Genomic DNA, 18045 nt, shown 5'->3' with positions numbered 1-18045 from the left:
ACCCCGCCACATCCGCCAAACCCGCTCCCGCGGTTTCCCCGGTGCTCTCCTCCACCGGAACCTACCTGCTCCGCGGTGCCTCGCTGCTGGGCAGGGAACAGGCCGACCTGCTGATCCGGGACGGCGTCATTGCCGCCGTCGGCCAGGGCCTTGAAGCGCCCGAGGGCGCGCTGTCCATCGACGCCGTCGGCCTGGTTGCCCTGCCCGGAATGGTGGACCTGCATACCCACCTCCGCGAACCCGGCCGGGAAGACGCCGAGACCGTTGAGACCGGAACCCGGGCAGCGGCCCTGGGCGGCTTCACCGCCGTCCACGCCATGGCCAACTCCAACCCCGTGGCGGACACCGCCGGCGTCGTGGAGCAGGTTTACAGCCTCGGCCTGAAATCCGGCTGGGTGGACGTCCGCCCGGTGGGTGCCGTCACCGTGGGCCTGAAGGGGGAGCGCCTGGCCGAACTCGGTGCCATGGCAGACTCCCGTGCCCGGGTCCGGGTTTTCTCCGATGACGGCATGTGCGTCCATGATCCGGTGCTGATGCGCCGCGCGCTTGAATACGTCAAGGCTTTCGACGGCGTGGTGGCCCAGCACGCGCAGGAACCGCGCATGACGGACGGCGCCCAGATGCATGAAGGTGAAGTCAGCGCCGTCCTGGGCCTGCCCGGCTGGCCCGCGGTAGCCGAGGAATCAATCATTGCCCGCGATGTGCTGCTGGCCCAGCACACCGGGTCCCGGCTGCACGTGTGCCATGTGTCCACCGCGGGCTCCGTGGAGATTATCCGCTGGGCGAAGGAACGCGGCATCAACGTAACCGCCGAAGTCACCCCGCACCACCTGCTGCTCACCGATGAAGCCGTCCGCAGCTACGACCCCGTGTATAAGGTGAACCCGCCGCTGCGCACTGAAACCGACGTGGAGGCGCTGCGCCGCGGGCTGGCCGACGGCACGATCGACATCGTTGGCACGGACCACGCACCGCATCCCAGCGAGCACAAGGAATGCGAGTGGGCGCAGGCCGCCATGGGCATGACCGGACTCGAGACGGCACTGTCCGTGGTCCAGGCCACCATGATCGAAACCGGCCTGATGGACTGGGAAGGCTTCGCCCGCGTGACTTCCGCCACGCCCGCCCGGATTGGGCGCGTGGCAACCCAGGGAAGGCCGCTGAAAACCGGTGAACCGGCCAACGTCATATTGGTGGACCCGGCTGCGCGGCGCACCGTGGACCCCCATAAGATGGCAACCATGGGCAAGAACAGTCCTTATGCGGGGCTGGAACTGCCCGGAATGGTCCGTGCCGCTTTCTTCGCCGGCCATCCCACCGTCCTCGACGGAGCACTCAACGGCCCCCGCGCCGCAGCAGCAGAGGAGACACCATGGATTGGCTGATCTTCCTCCTCGGAGTCCTCGCCGCTGCGGCCATTGTGCTCACGCTGTTCGCGGTCGGCTGGCGCGGCCGCCGCCGGCGCCAGGGGGACATTCCCAGGCCCCGGCCGCTGCCGGAAGACCTGGAGCTGCCCCGGTTCGAGGTTGACGGACAATACGTCGCCACCACCACGGCGGGCGACTGGCTGGACCGTGTGGCGGTCTACGGCATGGGCGTCAAATCGGTGGCCACCGCAGCCGTCTTCAACGAAGGCCTGCTGTTCGCACGCAAGGGCGCACCGGACGTCTGGATCCCGCGGGAAGACCTGCGCGATGTGCGCCTGGAGCGCGGGATGGCAGGAAAATTCGTGGAGAAGGAAGGCCTGGTCATGGTGACCTGGCAGCTCGGACCCAAGCGGGTCGACACCGGGTTCCGCACCCGTGCGGCCGACCATAAGAACCCCCTGGTTTCGGCGATCAAGGCGCTGGGCCCGGAATCAGCAACATCTAGCGAGGAACAACTGTGACAGTGAACCAAACCCCCGCCCCGAGAACAGCTGTCCTCATGCTGGAGGACGGCCGCAGCTTCCGCGGGCGCAGCTACGGAGCCGCCGGCACCGCCCTGGGCGAGGCAGTCTTCGCCACCGGCATGACCGGATACCAGGAGACCATCACGGACCCCTCCTACGCCCGCCAGCTGGTTGTCCAGACCGCCCCGCACATTGGCAACACCGGCGTGAACGCCGACGACGCCGAGTCCCGCCGCATCTGGGTGGCCGGCTACATCGTCCGCGACGCGGCCCGCAGGCCCTCCAGCTGGCGCTCCGAGCGCACCCTCGACGAGGACCTCGCAGCCCAGGACGTGGTCGGCATCTCCGGCGTCGACACCCGCGCCATCACCCGCCACCTGCGTGAGCGCGGCGCCATGAAGGCCGGCATCTTCTCCGGCGAAGCCGCGCTGCGCAGCGACGCCGAACTGCTCGCCGAAGTGCGCGCCCAGGAATCCATGGCCGGCTCCCGCCTCGCCGAGGAAGTAAGCATCGAGGCCAGCTACGTCGTCGAGCCCTCGACCCACGGCTGGGACGGCGAACCGCTCTTCACCGTGGCCGCCCTGGACCTGGGCATCAAGTCCATGACCCCGGTGCGCTTCGCTGAACGCGGCGTCCGCGTGCACGTGCTGCCGGCTTCCGCCACCCTCGAAGACGTGCGTGCCCTGAACCCGGACGGCGTCTTTATGTCGAACGGTCCCGGCGACCCCGCCACGGCCGATAACCAGGTCGAGCTGCTGCGCGGCGTGCTGGACACCGGAACCCCGTTCTTCGGCATCTGCTTCGGCAACCAGATCCTGGGCCGGGCCCTGGGCTTCGGCACCTACAAGCTGCCCTACGGCCACCGCGGCATCAACCAGCCCGTCCTGGACCGCCGCACCGGCAAGGTTGAAATCACCTCCCAGAACCACGGGTTCGCCGTCGACGCACCGCTGGACGGTCCCGTCACCGCCCCCGAATCGCGCTTCGGCAAGGTTGAAGTGAGCCACATCAGCCTCAACGACAACGTGGTGGAAGGCCTCGCCTGCCTGGACATCCCCGCATTCTCCGTCCAGTACCACCCCGAAGCCGCCGCCGGCCCGCACGACTCCGCCTACCTCTTCGACCGCTTCGTCGACCTGATGGCCTCCAGCAAGAACAAGGAATCCCGCTAATGCCCCGCAGAACCGATCTCAAGTCCGTCCTGGTGATCGGCTCCGGCCCGATCGTCATTGGCCAGGCCGCCGAATTCGACTACTCGGGCACGCAGGCACTGCGCGTGCTCAAGGAGGAAGGCCTCCGGGTCATCCTGGTCAACTCCAACCCGGCAACGATCATGACCGACCCGGAGTTCGCCGACGCCACGTACGTCGAGCCGATCACGCCGGAGGTGGTCGAGAAGATCATCGCCAAGGAACGCCCCGACGCCGTGCTGCCGACCCTGGGCGGCCAGACCGCGCTGAACACGGCGATCGCCCTGGACAAGAATGGTGTTCTGGAGAAGTACAACGTCGAGCTGATCGGCGCCAACATCGAAGCCATTGAGCTCGGCGAAGACCGCGAGAAGTTCAAGGGCGTCGTCGAGCGCTGCGGCGCCGAGTCCGCGAAGTCGATCATTGTGCACAGCATGGATGAGGCCTTCGCCGCGGCCGAGGAGCTCGGCTACCCGATGGTGGTCCGCCCGTCCTTCACCATGGGCGGGCTGGGTTCCGGCCTGGCCTACAACGCCGAGGACCTGCGCCGCATCGCCGGCGCCGGCATCCAGTACAGCCCCACCTCCGAGGTGCTGCTCGAGGAAAGCATCCTTGGGTGGAAGGAATACGAACTCGAAATGATGCGGGACAAGAACGACAACGTGGTTGTCGTCTGCTCCATCGAGAACTTCGATCCCGTAGGCGTGCACACCGGCGACTCCATCACCGTGGCCCCGGCCATGACCCTGACCGACCGCGAGTACCAGAAGCTGCGGGACATCGCGATCGCCGTCATCCGCGAGGTAGGCGTTGACACCGGCGGCTGCAACATCCAGTTCGCCATCGAACCGGACACCGGCCGCGTCGTCGTCATTGAAATGAACCCGCGCGTCTCCCGTTCCTCGGCGCTGGCCTCCAAGGCCACCGGGTTCGCGATCGCCAAGATCGCCACCAAGCTCTCCCTGGGCTACACGCTGGACGAGATTCCGAACGACATCACCAAGAAGACCCCGGCGTCCTTCGAGCCGACCCTGGACTACGTGGTAGTGAAGGTTCCCCGCTTCGCCTTCGAGAAGTTCCCGGCAGCAGACCCCACCCTGACCACCACCATGAAGTCCGTCGGCGAGGCCATGGCCATTGGCCGCAACTTCACCGAAGCGCTGCAGAAGGCCCTGCGTTCCCTGGAACAGAAGGGCTCCCAGCTCAGCTTCGACCCGGTGGATCCCGCCGATGTACCGGCACTCATCGAGGCAGCCAAGCGCCCCACCACGGGCCGCCTGGCTCAGGTCCAGCAGGCACTGCTGGGCGGTGCTACCAACGAGCAGCTCTTCGAGGCCACCGGAATAGATCCGTGGTACCTGGACCAGCTTGAACTGATCAACGAGGTTGCCGGAGAAATCCGTGCGGCCGCACAGATCACCGAGGACGTGCTGCGCCTGGCCAAGCGCCACGGCTTCTCCGACGCGCAGATCGGCCGGCTCACCAACCAGCCCGAAGCAGTGGTCCGCGGCGTGCGGCACGTCCTGGGCATCCGCCCCGTCTACAAGACGGTGGACACCTGCGCCGCAGAATTCGCCGCGTACACCCCGTACCACTACTCCTCCTACGACGAGGAAGACGAGGTGGCGCAGCACGCCAAGCCGTCGGTGATCATCCTCGGCTCCGGCCCGAACCGCATTGGCCAGGGTATTGAGTTCGACTACTCCTGCGTCCACGCCACGATGGCGCTGCGCGAAGCCGGGCACGAGACCGTGATGATCAACTGCAACCCGGAGACCGTGTCCACGGACTACGACATCTCCGACCGCCTGTACTTCGAGCCGCTCACGCTCGAAGACGTGCTGGAAGTCATCCACGCCGAACAGCGCACCGGCGGCGTGCTGGGCGTTTTCGTCCAGCTCGGCGGCCAGACCCCGCTGAAGCTGGCACAGGAACTGGCCGACGCCGGCATTCCGATCCTGGGCACCTCGCCCGAGGCAATCGACCTGGCAGAGCACCGCGGCGCCTTCCAGCGCGTGCTGGACGAGGGCGGCCTGGTCGCCCCCAAGAACGGCACCGCCGTGTCCTTCGAGGATGCCAAGAAGATCGCTGACGAGATCGGCTACCCGGTCCTGGTCCGCCCGTCCTACGTGCTGGGCGGCCGCGGCATGGAAATCGTCTACGACGAGGCCAACCTCTCCCGCTACATCGCCAACGCCACGGAAATCACCCCGGACCACCCGGTCCTGGTGGACCGGTTCCTGGAGGACGCCATCGAAATCGACGTCGACGCGCTCTTCGACGGCACCGACCTGTACGTGGGCGGCATCATGGAGCACATCGAGGAAGCCGGCATCCACTCCGGCGACTCGGCCTGCGTGCTGCCTCCCATCACGCTGGGCACCGACGTCATTGGCCGCGTGGTCGAGGCTACCCGCGCCATCGCTTCCGGCGTGGGCGTGCGCGGCCTGATCAACATCCAGTTCGCCCTGGCATCGGATGTGCTCTACGTGATCGAAGCCAACCCGCGTGCCTCCCGCACCGTGCCCTTCGTCTCCAAGGCCACCGGCGTCCAGCTGGCCAAGGCCGCGGCACTGATCGGCACCGGCACCACCATCGCGGAACTCCGCGCCGCCGGGAAGCTCAAGGCAACCGGCGACGGCTCGGCGCTCCCGCTGGACGCCCCGGTAGCCGTGAAGGAAGCCGTGCTGCCCTTCAGCCGCTTCCGCACCCCGGAAGGCACCGTGGTGGATTCACTGCTCGGCCCGGAAATGCGTTCCACCGGCGAAGTCATGGGCATCGACAAGTACTTCGACACCGCCTTCGCCAAGTCGCAGGCCGCAGCCAACTCGGCGCTGCCCACGGCCGGGAAGATCTTCGTCTCCGTCGCCAACCGGGACAAGCGCTCGATCATCATGCCGGTGAAGCTCATGAGCGACCTCGGTTTTGAAATTCTCTCCACCGGCGGCACCGCAGACGTCCTGCGCCGCAACGGGATCCAGGCCACCACCGTCCGCAAGGTCGCCGAAGGCACCGGCCCCGACGGCGAAGGCACCGTGGTGGACCTGATCACCGCGGGAGACATCAACATGGTGATCAACACGCCCTCCGGCGGCCAGGCCCGCGGCGACGGCTACGAGATCCGCGCCGCAGCGACCTCGATCGGCTGCCCGGTCATCACTACCGTGTCAGAGTTCACCGCTGCGGTGCAGGCCATCGAGGCGATGCGCTCCTACGAATGGGACGTCTGCTCGCTCCAGGAGTACGCCGCCAAGCTTCAGGCATCCAGCGTTGCCTGAGCGCGGCACTGACGCTGCCCGCAGGCGCGCGCCGTTTGGCGCGCGCCTGCGGGCAGCGATGGACACGCGCGGCCCGCTGTGCGTCGGCATCGATCCCCATCCCGGCCTGCTGGCCGCCTGGGGATTGAACGACGACGCCGCGGGGCTGGAACGCTTCTCACTCACCGTACTGGAGGCGGTGGGGGAGCAGGCTGCTGCCGTCAAGCCGCAGGTAGCGCTCTTCGAACGCCAGGGCGCCGCCGGGATCGCCGTGCTGGAGCGCCTGCTGGTCGCGTGCAAGGAGACGGGTGTGCTCTCCGTCGCCGACGCCAAGCGCGGGGATATCGGTTCCACCATGGCCGCTTACGCCGATGCCTGGCTGCGGGACGGTTCGCCGCTGGCGGCGGACTCGGTGACCCTGAGTCCATACCTCGGTTACGAATCACTGCGTCCTGCCCTGGACCTGGCGTATGCCACCGGCAGGGGAGTGTTCGTGCTTGGGCTGACTTCCAACCCGGAGGGCGCCTCCGTACAGCATGTCGGTGCGGACCGGTCCGTGGCAGCGCGGATTGTGGACGCGGCCGCTGCGGAGAATGCTGATGCCGGCACCCTCGGTTCCACCGGGCTGGTTATCGGGGCAACCGTCGGCTCTGCCCTGGCGGACCTGGACATTGACCTGGCGGCAGCCAACGCGCCCATCCTGGCTCCCGGGCTTGGCGCGCAGGGCGCCACGGGGGAGGACCTGCGCAGAACTTTCGGCGCTGCGTACGCGAACGTACTCGCTACCTCCAGCCGGGACATCCTCAAAGCAGGTCCGGACCGTGCGGCACTGCGGGAAGCCGCCGTCCGTACACTGGACAGCCTCCCACAGCCATAGTGGAAACCGGTACGGCTTACGTACCGGTTTCCATTGCATTGACCGCACAGTGCGGATAGGTTCGGACCCTAGCCCAAGAAACCGCAAAGCCGCCGGTCACAACCAGTTTGACGGGGCGGTCAGTCTTCGCCCGGGAGAGCCAATTGAACCTCAAACCACTGACTGAAGCCGAGCGCACCAGGGCGCGGGAAAAGGCCACCGCCGCCCGCACGGTGCGGGCCGAGATCAAGTCCAAGATAAAGACAGGTGAACTCTCGATTGAAGAGGTCATCGTCTCCCGCGCTTCGGAGGAGGCAGTGGGCCGGCTAAAGGTCGTGGACCTGCTGCGCGCACTGCCTGGTGTGGGGGAACGCCGCGCAGCTGGAATAATGGCTACCGTGGGCATCGCCCCCACCCGCCGGGTGAGGGGTCTTGGTGTCCACCAGCGCAAGGCGCTGATCGAATTACTGGAGTCCGACTAAGCCGGCTGCCGCGCAAGGCGGCTGCGGCGCCGTCGGACCTGTTCCCTAAACAAGTGAGGTCTACGTGTCGCAACCGCGGCTGACAGTTCTGGCAGGTCCCACCGCCGTTGGCAAAGGCACGGTGTCCACTTACATCCGGGATAACTATCCCGAGGTGTGGCTCTCGGTGTCCGCTACCACCCGCGCCCCCCGCCCGGGTGAGGAAAACGGCGTGCACTACTTCTTCGTGACGTCGGACGAATTCGACGACCTGGTCTCCGAAGGCCAGATGCTGGAGTGGGCCGTGGTGCACGGACGCAACCGCTACGGCACGCTGCGCCGCACCGTGGAAGCTGCAATGGCTGACGGCCGCTCGGTCCTGCTGGAGATTGACCTGCAGGGTGCGCGCCAGGTCAAGGAGTCGATGCCGGAGGCGAATTTCGTCTTCCTGGCACCGCCGTCGTGGGACGAAATGGTCCGCCGCCTGGTGGGGCGCGGCACCGAAACACCCGAGGAGCAGCAGCAGCGGCTGGAAACCGCTAAACTGGAACTTGCTGCCGAGCCCGAGTTCGATCACACTGTCATCAATGATGACGTTCAGCGGGCTGCAGCAGAGCTCGTTTCACTCATGGGGATCAGCCCTCGCCAACGCTGAGCTGCTGTTCTTGATCCGCACGAAAACTTTGGAGATCTTTTGTCTACCCAGCCTGAAGGCATCATCAACCCGCCGATCGACGACCTGCTGACGGCCGCTGATTCCAAGTACGCCCTGGTCATCTACGGTGCCAAGCGTGCCCGGCAGATCAACGCCTACTACTCCCAGCTGCACGAAGGCCTGTTCGAGTACGTTGGCCCGCTGGTGGAAACCAAGCTCAACGAAAAGCCGCTGTCCATCGCCCTGCGCGAGATCAATGACGGCATGCTGGTAGTCCGCGCCAACGAAACCGCCGAGTAAGGCACTCATCCACGGCTAGGAGGTAGGACAGGCGTGCGCATTGTCCTGGGGGTGGGCGGCGGTATTGCCGCCTATAAGGCAGCTTTGCTGCTGCGCCTGTTCACCGAAGCCGGCCACAGCGTCCACGTGGTGCCCACCGAGGCATCCACCCGCTTTGTGGGCATAGCCACCTGGGAAGCTCTCTCGGGACACCCGGTCAGCACTACGGTGTTCGACGCCGTGGACACCGTCAACCATGTGCGGCTCGGCCATGAGGCAGACCTGATCGTGGTGGCGCCGGCCACCGCGGACCTGCTTGCCAGGGCCGCGGCCGGTCTCGCCTCGGACCTGCTCACGAACACGCTGCTGATGGCACGCGGACCGGTGTTCTTCGCTCCGGCCATGCACACGGAAATGTGGAACCACCCCGCCACACAGGCCAACGTAGCCACCTTGCGTTCCCGCGGCGCCGTCGTCATGGATCCGGCATCCGGCCGCCTGACCGGCAAGGACTCCGGCCCGGGGCGTCTCCCGGAGCCGGAAGATATCTTTGCGGCAGCCCTGGCTGCGGCCGGAGAAGCTGCAGCCGGTTCCGCACCGGCGCCAGGCCTGCTGGCCGGACGCCGGGTAACGGTTACCGCGGGAGGCACCCGGGAACCACTGGACCCCGTACGTTTCCTCGGCAACCGGTCTTCCGGCAAGCAGGGCGCAGCCATTGCGGCCGCTGCCGTCGCCGAAGGGGCGCAGGTACGGTTCATAGCAGCCCACCTTGAGGTTCCCGTCCCGGAGGGCGTGGAACTGGTACAGGTTGAAACCGCCCTGGAACTGCGCGATGCGGTCCACGATGCCGTGAATTCAACGGATGTGCTGGTCATGTCCGCCGCCGTGGCGGACTTCAGGCCGGGCGAAAACGCGGACACCAAAATCAAGAAGCGCGACGACGGCGCGGACCCGGTGATCACGCTGGTGCGCAACCCGGACATCCTGGCCGAAACGGTGCAGAACCGTTCCGCATCCGGCTCCGGGCCGTCCCTGATTGTCGGTTTCGCCGCGGAGACCGGCGACGGCAGCGGATCGGTGCTCGAGTACGGCCGCCGGAAGCTCATCCGCAAGGGCTGCGACTTGCTGGTCCTGAACCAGGTGGGCCGGTCTCTGGTATTCGGTCAGGACAGCACCGAAGTTCGCATTCTCTCCCCGCAGGATGATCCCGGCACCGAACCGCCTGCCCTCACCGGGAGCAAGGCCGAGGTTGCCCGGCACCTGATCCAGCGGATCGCCGGAGAACTGGCCGGCTGCCTGCACCCCACCTCCTGACCCAAGACGGGGACTGTCCCCGGAACGAAGTAGAGTAAACCCGTGACTTCCAGCAATACGACTGCCCCTGCCGATTCAAGTGCCCTGCGGCTGTTCACCTCAGAGTCGGTGACCGAAGGCCACCCGGACAAGATCTGCGACCAGATCAGCGACGCGATTCTCGACGGCCTGCTCAAGGCGGATCCCGAATCCCGCGTTGCCGTGGAGACCCTGGTCACCACGGGCCTGGTCCACGTCGCGGGCGAGGTCACCACCGAGGGCTACGTGGAGATTCCGCAGCTGGTCCGGGATACCATCCTGGAGATCGGCTACGACTCCTCAGCCAACGGTTTCGACGGTGCGCGCTGCGGCGTATCCGTATCGATCGGCCAGCAGTCTCCGGAAATCGCTTCCCGCGTCTTCAATTCGGTGGAGAATCGATCCGGAGATGCCGTGGACCCCTTTGACGCCCAGGGCGCCGGAGACCAGGGCATCATGTTCGGTTTCGCGAGCGACGAAACCAGCGTCCTGATGCCCACGCCCATCTGGCTGGCCCACCGTCTCTCTGAACGCCTGACCCAGGTCCGCAAGGACGGCACACTGCCCTACCTGCGTCCTGACGGCAAGACCCAGGTCACCATCGGCTATGACGGCGACCGGCCGGTATCCGTGGACTCAGTTGTTGTTTCCACCCAGCACGCAGCGGACCTGGACCAGGGCCAGCTGCATCGGGACATGGTCGAATATGTGGTCAATCCCGTCCTGGCCGCAACCGAACTGGACACCTCCACGGTGCGCCACATCATCAACCCGGGCGGCCCCTTCGTTATCGGCGGTCCCGTGGGCGATGCCGGCCTCACCGGCCGCAAGATCATCGTGGACACCTACGGCGGCTTCTCCCGGCACGGCGGCGGCGCCTTCTCCGGCAAGGATCCGAGCAAGGTCGACCGTTCCGCAGCCTACGCCATGCGCTGGGTCGCCAAGAACGTAGTTGCCGCAGGGCTCGCGCGCCGGGCCGAAATCCAAATCGCCTATGCGATCGGAATGGCCCACCCGGTGGGTATCTACGTAGAGACTTTCGGCACGGAGACCGTAGACCCGATGCGCATATCCCAGGCCATCAACGAGGTCTTCGACCTGCGTCCGCTGGGCATCATCAACGCACTGGACCTCAAGCGGCCCATCTACCAGAAGACGGCTGCCCACGGGCATTTTGGCCGCGAGGATGAAGGCTTCACCTGGGAACGCCTCGACAAGGTCGGGGAACTGCGCCGCTGGTTCAACGCCTAGGCCCATGGGAGAGCATCCGCCGCAGCGTGCGCCCCGGGAAGGGCACGCTCCAGCGGAGGTAGCCGTGCAGCTCTCCCTGCTGCACGGCTTCAGTCCGCCTGCAGCGCCCGTGGGGAAGTCCCAGCCCGCACCCGAACTGCCAATCGCCCGGGTGCTGCTGGACTCGCCGCTGCCGCACCTGGACCGTCCTTTCGATTACCTGGTGCCCGCCGAGCTCAGCGATGCCGCTGTGCCCGGCGTGCGCGTCAAGGTCCGCTTCGGCGGGCAGGAACTCGCCGGTTTCCTCATCGAGCGCCTGGCATCCACGGACACGACGGCCCGGCTGGTGAACCTTGGCAAGGTGGTTTCCCCGGTTCCCGTGCTCAGTCCCGTAGTCCTCGGCCTGGCCCAGTCCGTCGCCGCCCGCTATGCCGGATCCGTCCACGATGTGCTGAGGGTTGCCGTTCCGCCCCGGGTAGCCCGGGTGGAGAAGGAGTTCGCGGACCGTTTCACGGTACCGGGCACGCCGAACCCGCAAGTCACGCCGTCGGACGTCGCATCTCCGGAACCGGCCTCCGGACCAGTGCTGCCGGAGAACCCCTTCCGCCGCTACCAGCACGGACCGCGCTTCCTGAGCCACCTCGCCGCCGGTCACAGCCCGCGCGCCGTCCTGAGTTCGCTGCGCGGCTATGGTCCTGATGCCTGGCCGCAGGAGATTGCCGCGGCCGTGGAAGCCACCGTGCTTTCCGGACGCGGGGCAGTAGTGGTCGTTCCGGACCAGAAGGACCTGGCACGCGTCATGGATGCGCTGGAGGACAGAGTGCCTGCGGGTGCCGCGGTGCGGCTCACCGGCGAGGACGGCCCCACTCCCAGATACCGCAGCTTCCTTCAGCTGCTCTGCGGTGACGCCACCGTAGCGGTGGGCACCCGTTCGGCGGCCTACGCGCCGGTGGCGAACCTGGGTCTTGTCTGCATCTGGGACGACGCCGATGACCTCCATGCCGAACAGCGGGCTCCGTACCAGCATGCCCGTGACGTTCTGCTGCTTCGTGCCGAGGCGTCCGGTGCGGGGACGCTCGTCGCGTCACACACCCGGAGCACCGAAGCCCAGCGTCTGATCGAGACCGGCTGGGCGGCACCGCTGGACGCCGAGCGTGCACTGGTTCGTGCCTCGACGGCACGCGTGGTGAGCACCGCGGACACCTTCAACATGGAACGGGATCCGCTGGCCGCCCGTGCCCGGATTCCTCATGCAGCCTGGAAAGCAGCCCAGGACGGACTGAAGCGCGGCCCGGTGCTGGTGCAGGTGGCACGAACGGGTTTCTCCCCGGCCCTGTCCTGCCAGGACTGCAGGGAGCCGGCCCGCTGCCGCCAATGCCAGGGACCGCTCGCCCAGGCCGGGCGGAACTCCCCGCCCGCCTGTCGCTGGTGTGCCCGGCCGGAACCGAGGTGGCACTGCTCCCACTGCGGAAGCTTCCGGCTGCGGGCGTCGACCGCCGGTGCGGGACGCACCGCAGAGGAGCTCGGCCGCGCCTTCCCGTCCGTGACGGTGGTGTCCTCGGCAGGGGACCATGTCCGGGCGGAGGTTCCCGACGCGCCTGCGCTGGTAGTCGCCACCCCGGGCGCGGAACCGGTGGCGCCGTCGGGCTATGCCGCTGCGCTGCTCCTGGACGGAACCGCCATGCTGTCGCGGCAGTCGCTGCGGGCGCAGGAAGAAACCCTGCGCCGCTGGCTCACCGCCGCTGCCTTGGTCCGCCCCGCGGGCGACGGGGGAGTGGTGGTAGTGACCGCCGATGATACCGCCACTGTGGGCCATCTGCTGCGCTGGGATCCGGCCGGAGCGGCCGAACGCGAACTCGCCCTCCGCCGGGACCTGGGACTGCCGCCCGCTGTCCGCTACGCCGAACTCACCGGTTCACGCGATGGCCTGGATGGATTCGTGTCCCGGCTCGGCCTGCCCGAAAGCGCGCGGATTGTGGGACCGGCGCCGGTTGAGGAATTCCCGGAATACGGCACGCATGAAGCGGTTCCGCGGTGGCGCACGCTGTGCTTCTTTCCGTACGGCGACGCGGCGGCCATCACCCCGGCGATGCGCGCCGCCAGGGCTGCCCTGTCTGCCCGGCGGACCGGTGATCCGGTCTATATCCGGGTGGACGCTCCGGACGGACTGTAGTGTCTAGGCAGCTTCGCCGGGCTGCTCGCTGTACTGCACCGGTACGCTGCGCTGCTGCCCGGCTGGCCGAAGCGGGAGGTGGAGGCTGAGCACGCCGTTGGCGTAGTGCGGTGCAGCTGCTGACACTTCCACGCCTTCGCCTACGGGTATGCGCCGAAGGATCGTACCGTCCTCCCTTTCACGGACATCCCAGCGTGTCGAGCTGTCCATCCCGCGAAGGCTTCGGTGGGCCCGAATCAGCAGCGAATTGCCGTCCAGTTCCACGGACAGTGAGCCCGGATCAATCCCGGGCAGGTCCGCGTTGAGGACCAGGAAACCCTCGTGGCGGTAGACGTCCACGGCGGTGCCGCCGCGTGCCTGGCTCCGGGCTTCCAGGGCTGCTCTTAGCAGCTCGTGGTCCTGGGGTGAAGACCCCATCGACATAACCATCATCTCCTGGCAGAAATAGTTTTCCAGTGCCCCAATTCTAGGGGGTGCTGCTGACCGGTTCCGCTGCAGTGTGGCCAGGGCCATGGCCGTGATTCCTGACACCGGGAACCCGCCCTGCGTCCTGGACCGGACCTGTACCCCAAAGGGATTCGCCGTGGTGGTGAGCGCCTGCGAGGGAGCAGGTGCATGATAGACAGGTTGCTTATGTTCCATCCGCGCCGGCCAGTGACCGGCGCTTGAAAGGAGTTCCATGTCCTACCCTGCAACCAGCCGCGAAATCCAGCTTGCCTCCCGCCCCAAGGGGTGGCCCGCCGATGAGAACTTCCGGCTCGTGGAAACAAAGGTGCCGGAGCTGGAGGACGGACAGGTCCTGGTCCGCAACACCATGATGTCGGTTGACCCTTATATGCGCGGCCGCATGAATGACGTGAAGTCCTATGTTCCGCCGTTCCAGCTGGATGCCCCGTTGGAAGGCGGCGCCATCGGTGAGGTCATCGCCTCACGGGCGGCCACCCACCAGGCCGGCGACACCGTCCTGCACAATCTTGGCTGGCGCGAATACGCGGTCCTCGACGCCGGGCGCGCCCGGGTGGTGGACACCGGCATCGCACCGGCCAGCGCATACCTGGGCGCCATGGGCCTCACAGGCCTCACGGCCTGGGCGGGACTGACCAAGGTTGCGGAGCTGCACGAGGGCGACGCCGTCTTTGTTTCCGGCGCGGCCGGCGCGGTCGGTTCGATGGCCGGGCAGATCGCCAAGGCCCTCGGTGCCGGACGGGTCATCGGCAGCGCAGGCTCGGAGGAAAAGGTCCGCCGGCTGCGCGAGCTTGGCTTTGACGCGGCGTTCAACTACCACGACGGCCCGGTGAAGGCGCAGCTGAAGGAAGCAGCCGGTTCTGACGGCATCGACGTCTACTTCGACAACGTGGGCGGGGATCATCTGGAGGCAGCCATTTCGGTGCTGAACAAGTACGGGCGGGTTGCCATGTGCGGTGCGATATCCGCCTACAACACCACAGAGCCGCAGAGTGCACCCCGGAACCTGTTCCAGGCGATCGGCAAGGAGCTGACGCTCAAGGGATTCATCGCCGGCAGCTACAACCAGTACGCCGGAGAATTTGCCTCCCTGATGGCCGGCTGGCTCCGTGACGGCAGCGTCAGCTACGACGAGACGTTCGTGGACGGACTGGAGAACGCCCCGCAGGCCTTTATCGACCTGATGAAGGGCGCCAACACGGGAAAGATGATCGTCCGGCTCGGCTAGGAGTTCTTCCTGGCGGCCTTCGGGCTCCGGGCCTCGAAGGCCCGGGAGGCTTCAGCTGCTGCGTCCAGCAGCTGCTTGGCTGAAGCCTCCCAGTCGTAGGCCGCGGCCCGGGCCAGCCCGTCCCGCGAGGCTTTCCGCCACCGCTCCGGTTCGGAGAGAGCGTCCACGGCGCGCACAACCTCCTCGGGGCTGTCCGGATGCACCAGCAAGGCCGCTCCGGCGGCTACCTCCCGGAAGATGGGCGTGTCCGCCGCGATCACCGGTGTGCCTGCTGCCATCGATTCGATGATGGGCAGCCCGTAGCCCTCCGCCTTGGAGAGGGACACCAGTGCGGTGGCGCGGCGCAGCAGCGCATCGTATTCAGCGTCGGTGACCCCGTTGTGGAAGACCAACCGGGAGGGGTCGGCGCAGAGGGATTCGAGTTCGCTGCGCCGGCTGGACGATATCCTGCTGAGCAGGTGCAGGGTGTAGCCCGGCAGGCGGTCCATTGCCCGGACGATCGTCTCGACGTTCTTGTACGGCATGAAGGACCCCATGTAGACCAGGGTTTTCTCCGGCAGGGCGGATGCGTCCCGCGGCACCGTACCGGGCTGGGGGGCATTCGAAACCATCCGTACCGGACGCCGGGTCAGCCGGTGGCGGTCCATCAGCCCGCGGGTCGTATGCGAGATGGTGGCAACGACGTCGGCGCGGTTCAGCAGCACCCGCTGGGGCCAATAGGCCAGGTGGTAGACCCGCCACAACAGGCGGACCGGCAGCGGCAGGAACCCCGGCGGCGTCGGATTCTGGTAGTAGATCAGGTCATGCAGGGTCAGGATCAGCGGATAGCGCCGCCCCCAGCTGCCCATGGTCTGCATCGGGCAGACCACGACGTCGGCGCCCAGCCGGTTGACGTGCCGCGACACGAGCAGTTCGGCGGGGGAGAGCGGAGAATTGATCTTGGTCCAGGGCAGTTGCGGCAGCAGCGCCAGCTGCCGTTCATCGCTGATCAGCATGCGGACGTCGGCATGCCGGGAAACAGCTTCGATCAGGCTGGCACCGTAGCGGCTGATGCCGTCGTGCTGGTCGATGCGGGTGAAGCGGGCGTCAAAGATGATCCTCATGCTGCGCGGTGCCTCCGGCTCAGAAAGTCCGTGATGAGGGCGGCGGCGGAATCCGGCGCCTCGTAGTGGACCAGGTGTCCCACTCCTGTCAGGATCTCCAGCTCGGAATCCGGGACCAGCTCCGCCAGCCGGCACTGCGCCGGCACCGAGCCGATGTCATCCCGGTCAGCAGCGACCAGCAGCACGGGCATCTTCAGCAGCGCAGCTGAATCCCGCACCGTCTCTGAAATCGAGGACCGGAACGCTTCCAGTACCACGGCACGGGATGCGAACGCACTGAAGTACGCGTCATGCTGGCCGTGGATCCAGTGCCGCAGCGCGGGGTCCCGGGTCTTGGCCATGAGCACGCTCATTCCGCGGACGATCAGCGGGTTTGCCAGCAGTGCCCGTCCGGGTTTTTCGGGAAGGCTGGCCGCGGCGAGGTAGTACAGTTCCGCGAGTTTGCTGGTAAACGCCTTGGGCCCTTTCAACGCTGGTTCGCTGATGGGGTTGACGAGGATCAGTTCGCTGATGAGCTCCGGATTCGCGGCTGCCGTGCGAGCCGCGATGATCGAACCGAACGAGTGCCCCAGCAGAACCGTGTCCGCGCCCAGGCCCAGCGCTTCGAAACCGGCGCGCACAAAACCCGCGTAGGCTGCGGCGTCGTGCGTTCCGGGAAGTGCGGCGGCCTGGCCGAACCCGGGCAGATCCGGCAGGATGACGCGGTTGTTCGGCAGGGCCTCCACCAGCCGGAGCAACCCGTGGTGATCGCCGCGGAAACCATGGACCATAAAGACCGCGGGGCCGGCTGTGTCCGGGGATGCGGCGGGAAAGTCCCAGAAGCGCTGGGCAGTTCCCTGGACGGCAACGGTCCGGACATTGGCCCGGCGCTGGAAGGGAGCCGGAGCTCCTGTCCCTGCGGCCCGGCGGCGCAGCAGCATCAGTTCACCTCGCTGGGGTTGGATCCGGTCCTGCGCCCGCAGTCCATGTCATCCAGCGCGGCCATCTGTTCGGGCCCGAGCTCAAAGGAGAAGATGTCCAGGTTCTCAGCCATTCGTTCCTCGCTGCTGGCCTTTGGAATCACCGTGTGCCCGGACTGGACGTGCCAGCGCAGTACGGTCTGGGCCGGAGAACGCCCCAATTCGGCGGCGATCTGCCGCACTTCTGGATCTTGGAGGAGTGCCCCGCGCCCCAAAGGGCTCCAAGCCACGGTGCGGATGCCGCTGGCCTCGTGGAAGGCCCGCAGCTCCCGCTGGGCGAGCCAGGGATGCAGCTCCACCTGGTTGACGGCAGGAACAACAGAGGCCCCGTCCATCAGGACCTCCAGGTGTTCACGGTTGAAGTTCGAGACACCGATCGCGCGGATTCGTCCCTCGGCGTAGAGGGTCTCGAGTGCCTTGTACGTCTCCACATACAGGCCCCGGTCCGGGCACGGCCAGTGGATGAGGTAAAGATCCAGGTAGTCAAAACCCAGTCTTTGCATGGACGTATCGAAGGCCCGCAGCGCGGCGTCGTAGCCGTGGTCCGTGTTCCACACCTTGGAGGTGACGAAAAGGTCTTCCCGGACCACATGGCCGGCATCCGTGAAGCTGCGGACCGCTTCGCCAACTCCCTCTTCATTTCCGTACAGTGCTGCGGTGTCAATATGCCGGTAGCCCAGCGAAAGGGCACTGCTGACCAGCGGCGCTGCGTCCGGTGCGGGAACCTTGTAGGTTCCGTAGCCCGCCTGGTCCATCAGTACGCCGTTGTTCAAAGTCAGTCTTGGTGCCGGTTCCATGGAGCAACTCTACCGAGGCTGGCTGGACGTGCGCGCTTTCCATGCCCCGTGTAGCGTGAGGAGCTTGTAAACGCCTGCTGACAAGCATTTCCTTAAAGCCATGGCGTTTCTTGAAAAAGATTGATTGCATAGGGCCTTACAGTGCGCCGACATGCTGCGGCAGGTGAAA

General features: G+C 66.7%; 16 protein-coding genes. 12 read left to right on the top strand and 4 right to left on the bottom strand.

All coding sequences use genetic code 11. The features are described 5' to 3' along the window. Positions 1 to 41 precede the first annotated feature (41 nt). From ITX31_RS14290 to ITX31_RS14240, 11 genes are all read left to right on the top strand, one after another. Positions 42 to 1385, top strand: a complete 1344-nt coding sequence (locus ITX31_RS14290) for a dihydroorotase (protein ID WP_194784328.1) — start codon at positions 42 to 44, stop codon at positions 1383 to 1385. Next, positions 1373 to 1888 carry a hypothetical protein gene (locus ITX31_RS14285; RefSeq protein WP_194784055.1) on the top strand — a complete coding sequence of 172 codons (516 nt, stop codon included), beginning with the start codon at positions 1373 to 1375 and terminating at the stop codon, positions 1886 to 1888. The genes ITX31_RS14290 and ITX31_RS14285 overlap by 13 nt, the downstream gene beginning before the upstream one ends. 38 nt (positions 1889 to 1926) lie before the next feature. Next, positions 1927 to 3063 (top strand): glutamine-hydrolyzing carbamoyl-phosphate synthase small subunit, encoded by a 1137-nt coding sequence (carA, locus tag ITX31_RS14280; RefSeq protein WP_194784327.1) that lies wholly within the window; start codon positions 1927 to 1929, stop codon positions 3061 to 3063. Continuing rightward, the gene (gene carB, locus ITX31_RS14275; protein ID WP_194784054.1) at positions 3063 to 6359 is read left to right on the top strand and encodes a carbamoyl-phosphate synthase large subunit; all 3297 of its coding nucleotides are present in this window, start codon (positions 3063 to 3065) and stop codon (positions 6357 to 6359) included. Before carA ends, carB begins: the two co-directional genes overlap by 1 nt. After that, positions 6352 to 7215: an orotidine-5'-phosphate decarboxylase gene (gene pyrF, locus ITX31_RS14270; RefSeq protein WP_228529358.1), complete on the top strand. Its 864-nt coding sequence runs from the start codon at positions 6352 to 6354 to the stop codon at positions 7213 to 7215. The genes carB and pyrF overlap by 8 nt, the downstream gene beginning before the upstream one ends. Positions 7216 to 7358: 143 nt before the next feature. Beyond that, a complete protein-coding gene (mihF, locus tag ITX31_RS14265) occupies positions 7359 to 7676 on the top strand; it encodes an integration host factor, actinobacterial type (RefSeq protein ID WP_194784053.1) in 318 nt (105 codons plus the stop codon). Positions 7677 to 7740: 64 nt separating this feature from the next. Next, on the top strand, positions 7741 to 8310 hold the full coding sequence (gene gmk, locus ITX31_RS14260) for a guanylate kinase (protein ID WP_194784052.1): 570 nt from the start codon (positions 7741 to 7743) through the stop codon (positions 8308 to 8310). A gap of 39 nt (positions 8311 to 8349) precedes the next feature. After that, positions 8350 to 8610: a DNA-directed RNA polymerase subunit omega gene (gene rpoZ, locus ITX31_RS14255; protein WP_055241005.1), complete on the top strand. Its 261-nt coding sequence runs from the start codon at positions 8350 to 8352 to the stop codon at positions 8608 to 8610. A gap of 33 nt (positions 8611 to 8643) precedes the next feature. Next, complete coding sequence (coaBC, locus tag ITX31_RS14250) at positions 8644 to 9903, top strand: bifunctional phosphopantothenoylcysteine decarboxylase/phosphopantothenate--cysteine ligase CoaBC (RefSeq protein ID WP_194784051.1); 1260 nt, start codon at positions 8644 to 8646, stop codon at positions 9901 to 9903. A 42-nt stretch (positions 9904 to 9945) separates the two neighbouring features. Continuing rightward, positions 9946 to 11172, top strand: a complete 1227-nt coding sequence (gene metK, locus ITX31_RS14245) for a methionine adenosyltransferase (RefSeq protein WP_323745696.1) — start codon at positions 9946 to 9948, stop codon at positions 11170 to 11172. Positions 11173 to 11176: 4 nt separating this feature from the next. Then, a complete protein-coding gene (locus ITX31_RS14240; RefSeq protein WP_194784050.1) occupies positions 11177 to 13324 on the top strand; it encodes a primosomal protein N' in 2148 nt (715 codons plus the stop codon). 3 nt (positions 13325 to 13327) lie between these two features. Here the strand turns inward: ITX31_RS14240 and ITX31_RS14235 are convergent, their stop codons facing one another. After that, a complete protein-coding gene (locus tag ITX31_RS14235) occupies positions 13328 to 13837 on the bottom strand; it encodes an Hsp20/alpha crystallin family protein (protein ID WP_228529357.1) in 510 nt (169 codons plus the stop codon). 166 nt (positions 13838 to 14003) lie between these two features. Between ITX31_RS14235 and ITX31_RS14230 the strand changes: the two genes are divergently transcribed. Further along, positions 14004 to 15017, top strand: coding sequence for an NADP-dependent oxidoreductase (locus ITX31_RS14230; protein WP_194784048.1), 1014 nt, complete (start codon positions 14004 to 14006; stop codon positions 15015 to 15017). Here the strand turns inward: ITX31_RS14230 and ITX31_RS14225 are convergent. Genes ITX31_RS14225 through ITX31_RS14215 form a run of 3 tightly spaced genes read right to left on the bottom strand, consistent with a single transcriptional unit; the run spans position 15014 to position 17876 of the window. Continuing rightward, complete coding sequence (locus ITX31_RS14225) at positions 15014 to 16120, bottom strand: glycosyltransferase family 4 protein (protein ID WP_194784047.1); 1107 nt, start codon at positions 16118 to 16120, stop codon at positions 15014 to 15016. The genes ITX31_RS14230 and ITX31_RS14225 overlap by 4 nt on opposite strands. Further along, positions 16117 to 17040: an alpha/beta fold hydrolase gene (locus ITX31_RS14220; RefSeq protein ID WP_194784046.1), complete on the bottom strand. Its 924-nt coding sequence runs from the start codon at positions 17038 to 17040 to the stop codon at positions 16117 to 16119. Before ITX31_RS14220 ends, ITX31_RS14225 begins: the two co-directional genes overlap by 4 nt. After that, positions 17040 to 17876 (bottom strand): aldo/keto reductase, encoded by an 837-nt coding sequence (locus ITX31_RS14215; RefSeq protein ID WP_194784045.1) that lies wholly within the window; start codon positions 17874 to 17876, stop codon positions 17040 to 17042. Before ITX31_RS14215 ends, ITX31_RS14220 begins: the two co-directional genes overlap by 1 nt. Between the last annotated feature and the right edge of the window lie 169 nt (positions 17877 to 18045).

This window comes from Arthrobacter gandavensis (assembly GCF_015355785.1).
Taxonomy (GTDB): domain Bacteria; phylum Actinomycetota; class Actinomycetes; order Actinomycetales; family Micrococcaceae; genus Arthrobacter_B; species Arthrobacter_B gandavensis_A.
The sequence above is the reverse complement of the archived record's forward strand: the minus strand, read 5'-3'. Positions and strand labels throughout refer to the sequence as shown.

What these genes read in the sequence shown, in the direction of transcription:
- ITX31_RS14285 (WP_194784055.1), top strand. Translation starts at nt 1,373, where the DNA reads ATGGATTGGCTGATCTTCCTCCTCGGAGTCCTCGCCGCTGCGGCCATT.
- carA (WP_194784327.1), top strand. Translation starts at nt 1,927, where the DNA reads ATGCTGGAGGACGGCCGCAGCTTCCGCGGGCGCAGCTACGGAGCCGCC.
- carB (WP_194784054.1), top strand. Translation starts at nt 3,063, where the DNA reads ATGCCCCGCAGAACCGATCTCAAGTCCGTCCTGGTGATCGGCTCCGGC.
- ITX31_RS14240 (WP_194784050.1), top strand. Translation starts at nt 11,177, where the DNA reads ATGGGAGAGCATCCGCCGCAGCGTGCGCCCCGGGAAGGGCACGCTCCA.
- ITX31_RS14235 (WP_228529357.1), bottom strand. Translation starts at nt 13,837, where the DNA reads ATGGCCCTGGCCACACTGCAGCGGAACCGGTCAGCAGCACCCCCTAGA.
- ITX31_RS14230 (WP_194784048.1), top strand. Translation starts at nt 14,004, where the DNA reads ATGTCCTACCCTGCAACCAGCCGCGAAATCCAGCTTGCCTCCCGCCCC.
- ITX31_RS14225 (WP_194784047.1), bottom strand. Translation starts at nt 16,120, where the DNA reads ATGAGGATCATCTTTGACGCCCGCTTCACCCGCATCGACCAGCACGAC.
- ITX31_RS14220 (WP_194784046.1), bottom strand. Translation starts at nt 17,040, where the DNA reads ATGCTGCTGCGCCGCCGGGCCGCAGGGACAGGAGCTCCGGCTCCCTTC.
- ITX31_RS14215 (WP_194784045.1), bottom strand. Translation starts at nt 17,876, where the DNA reads ATGGAACCGGCACCAAGACTGACTTTGAACAACGGCGTACTGATGGAC.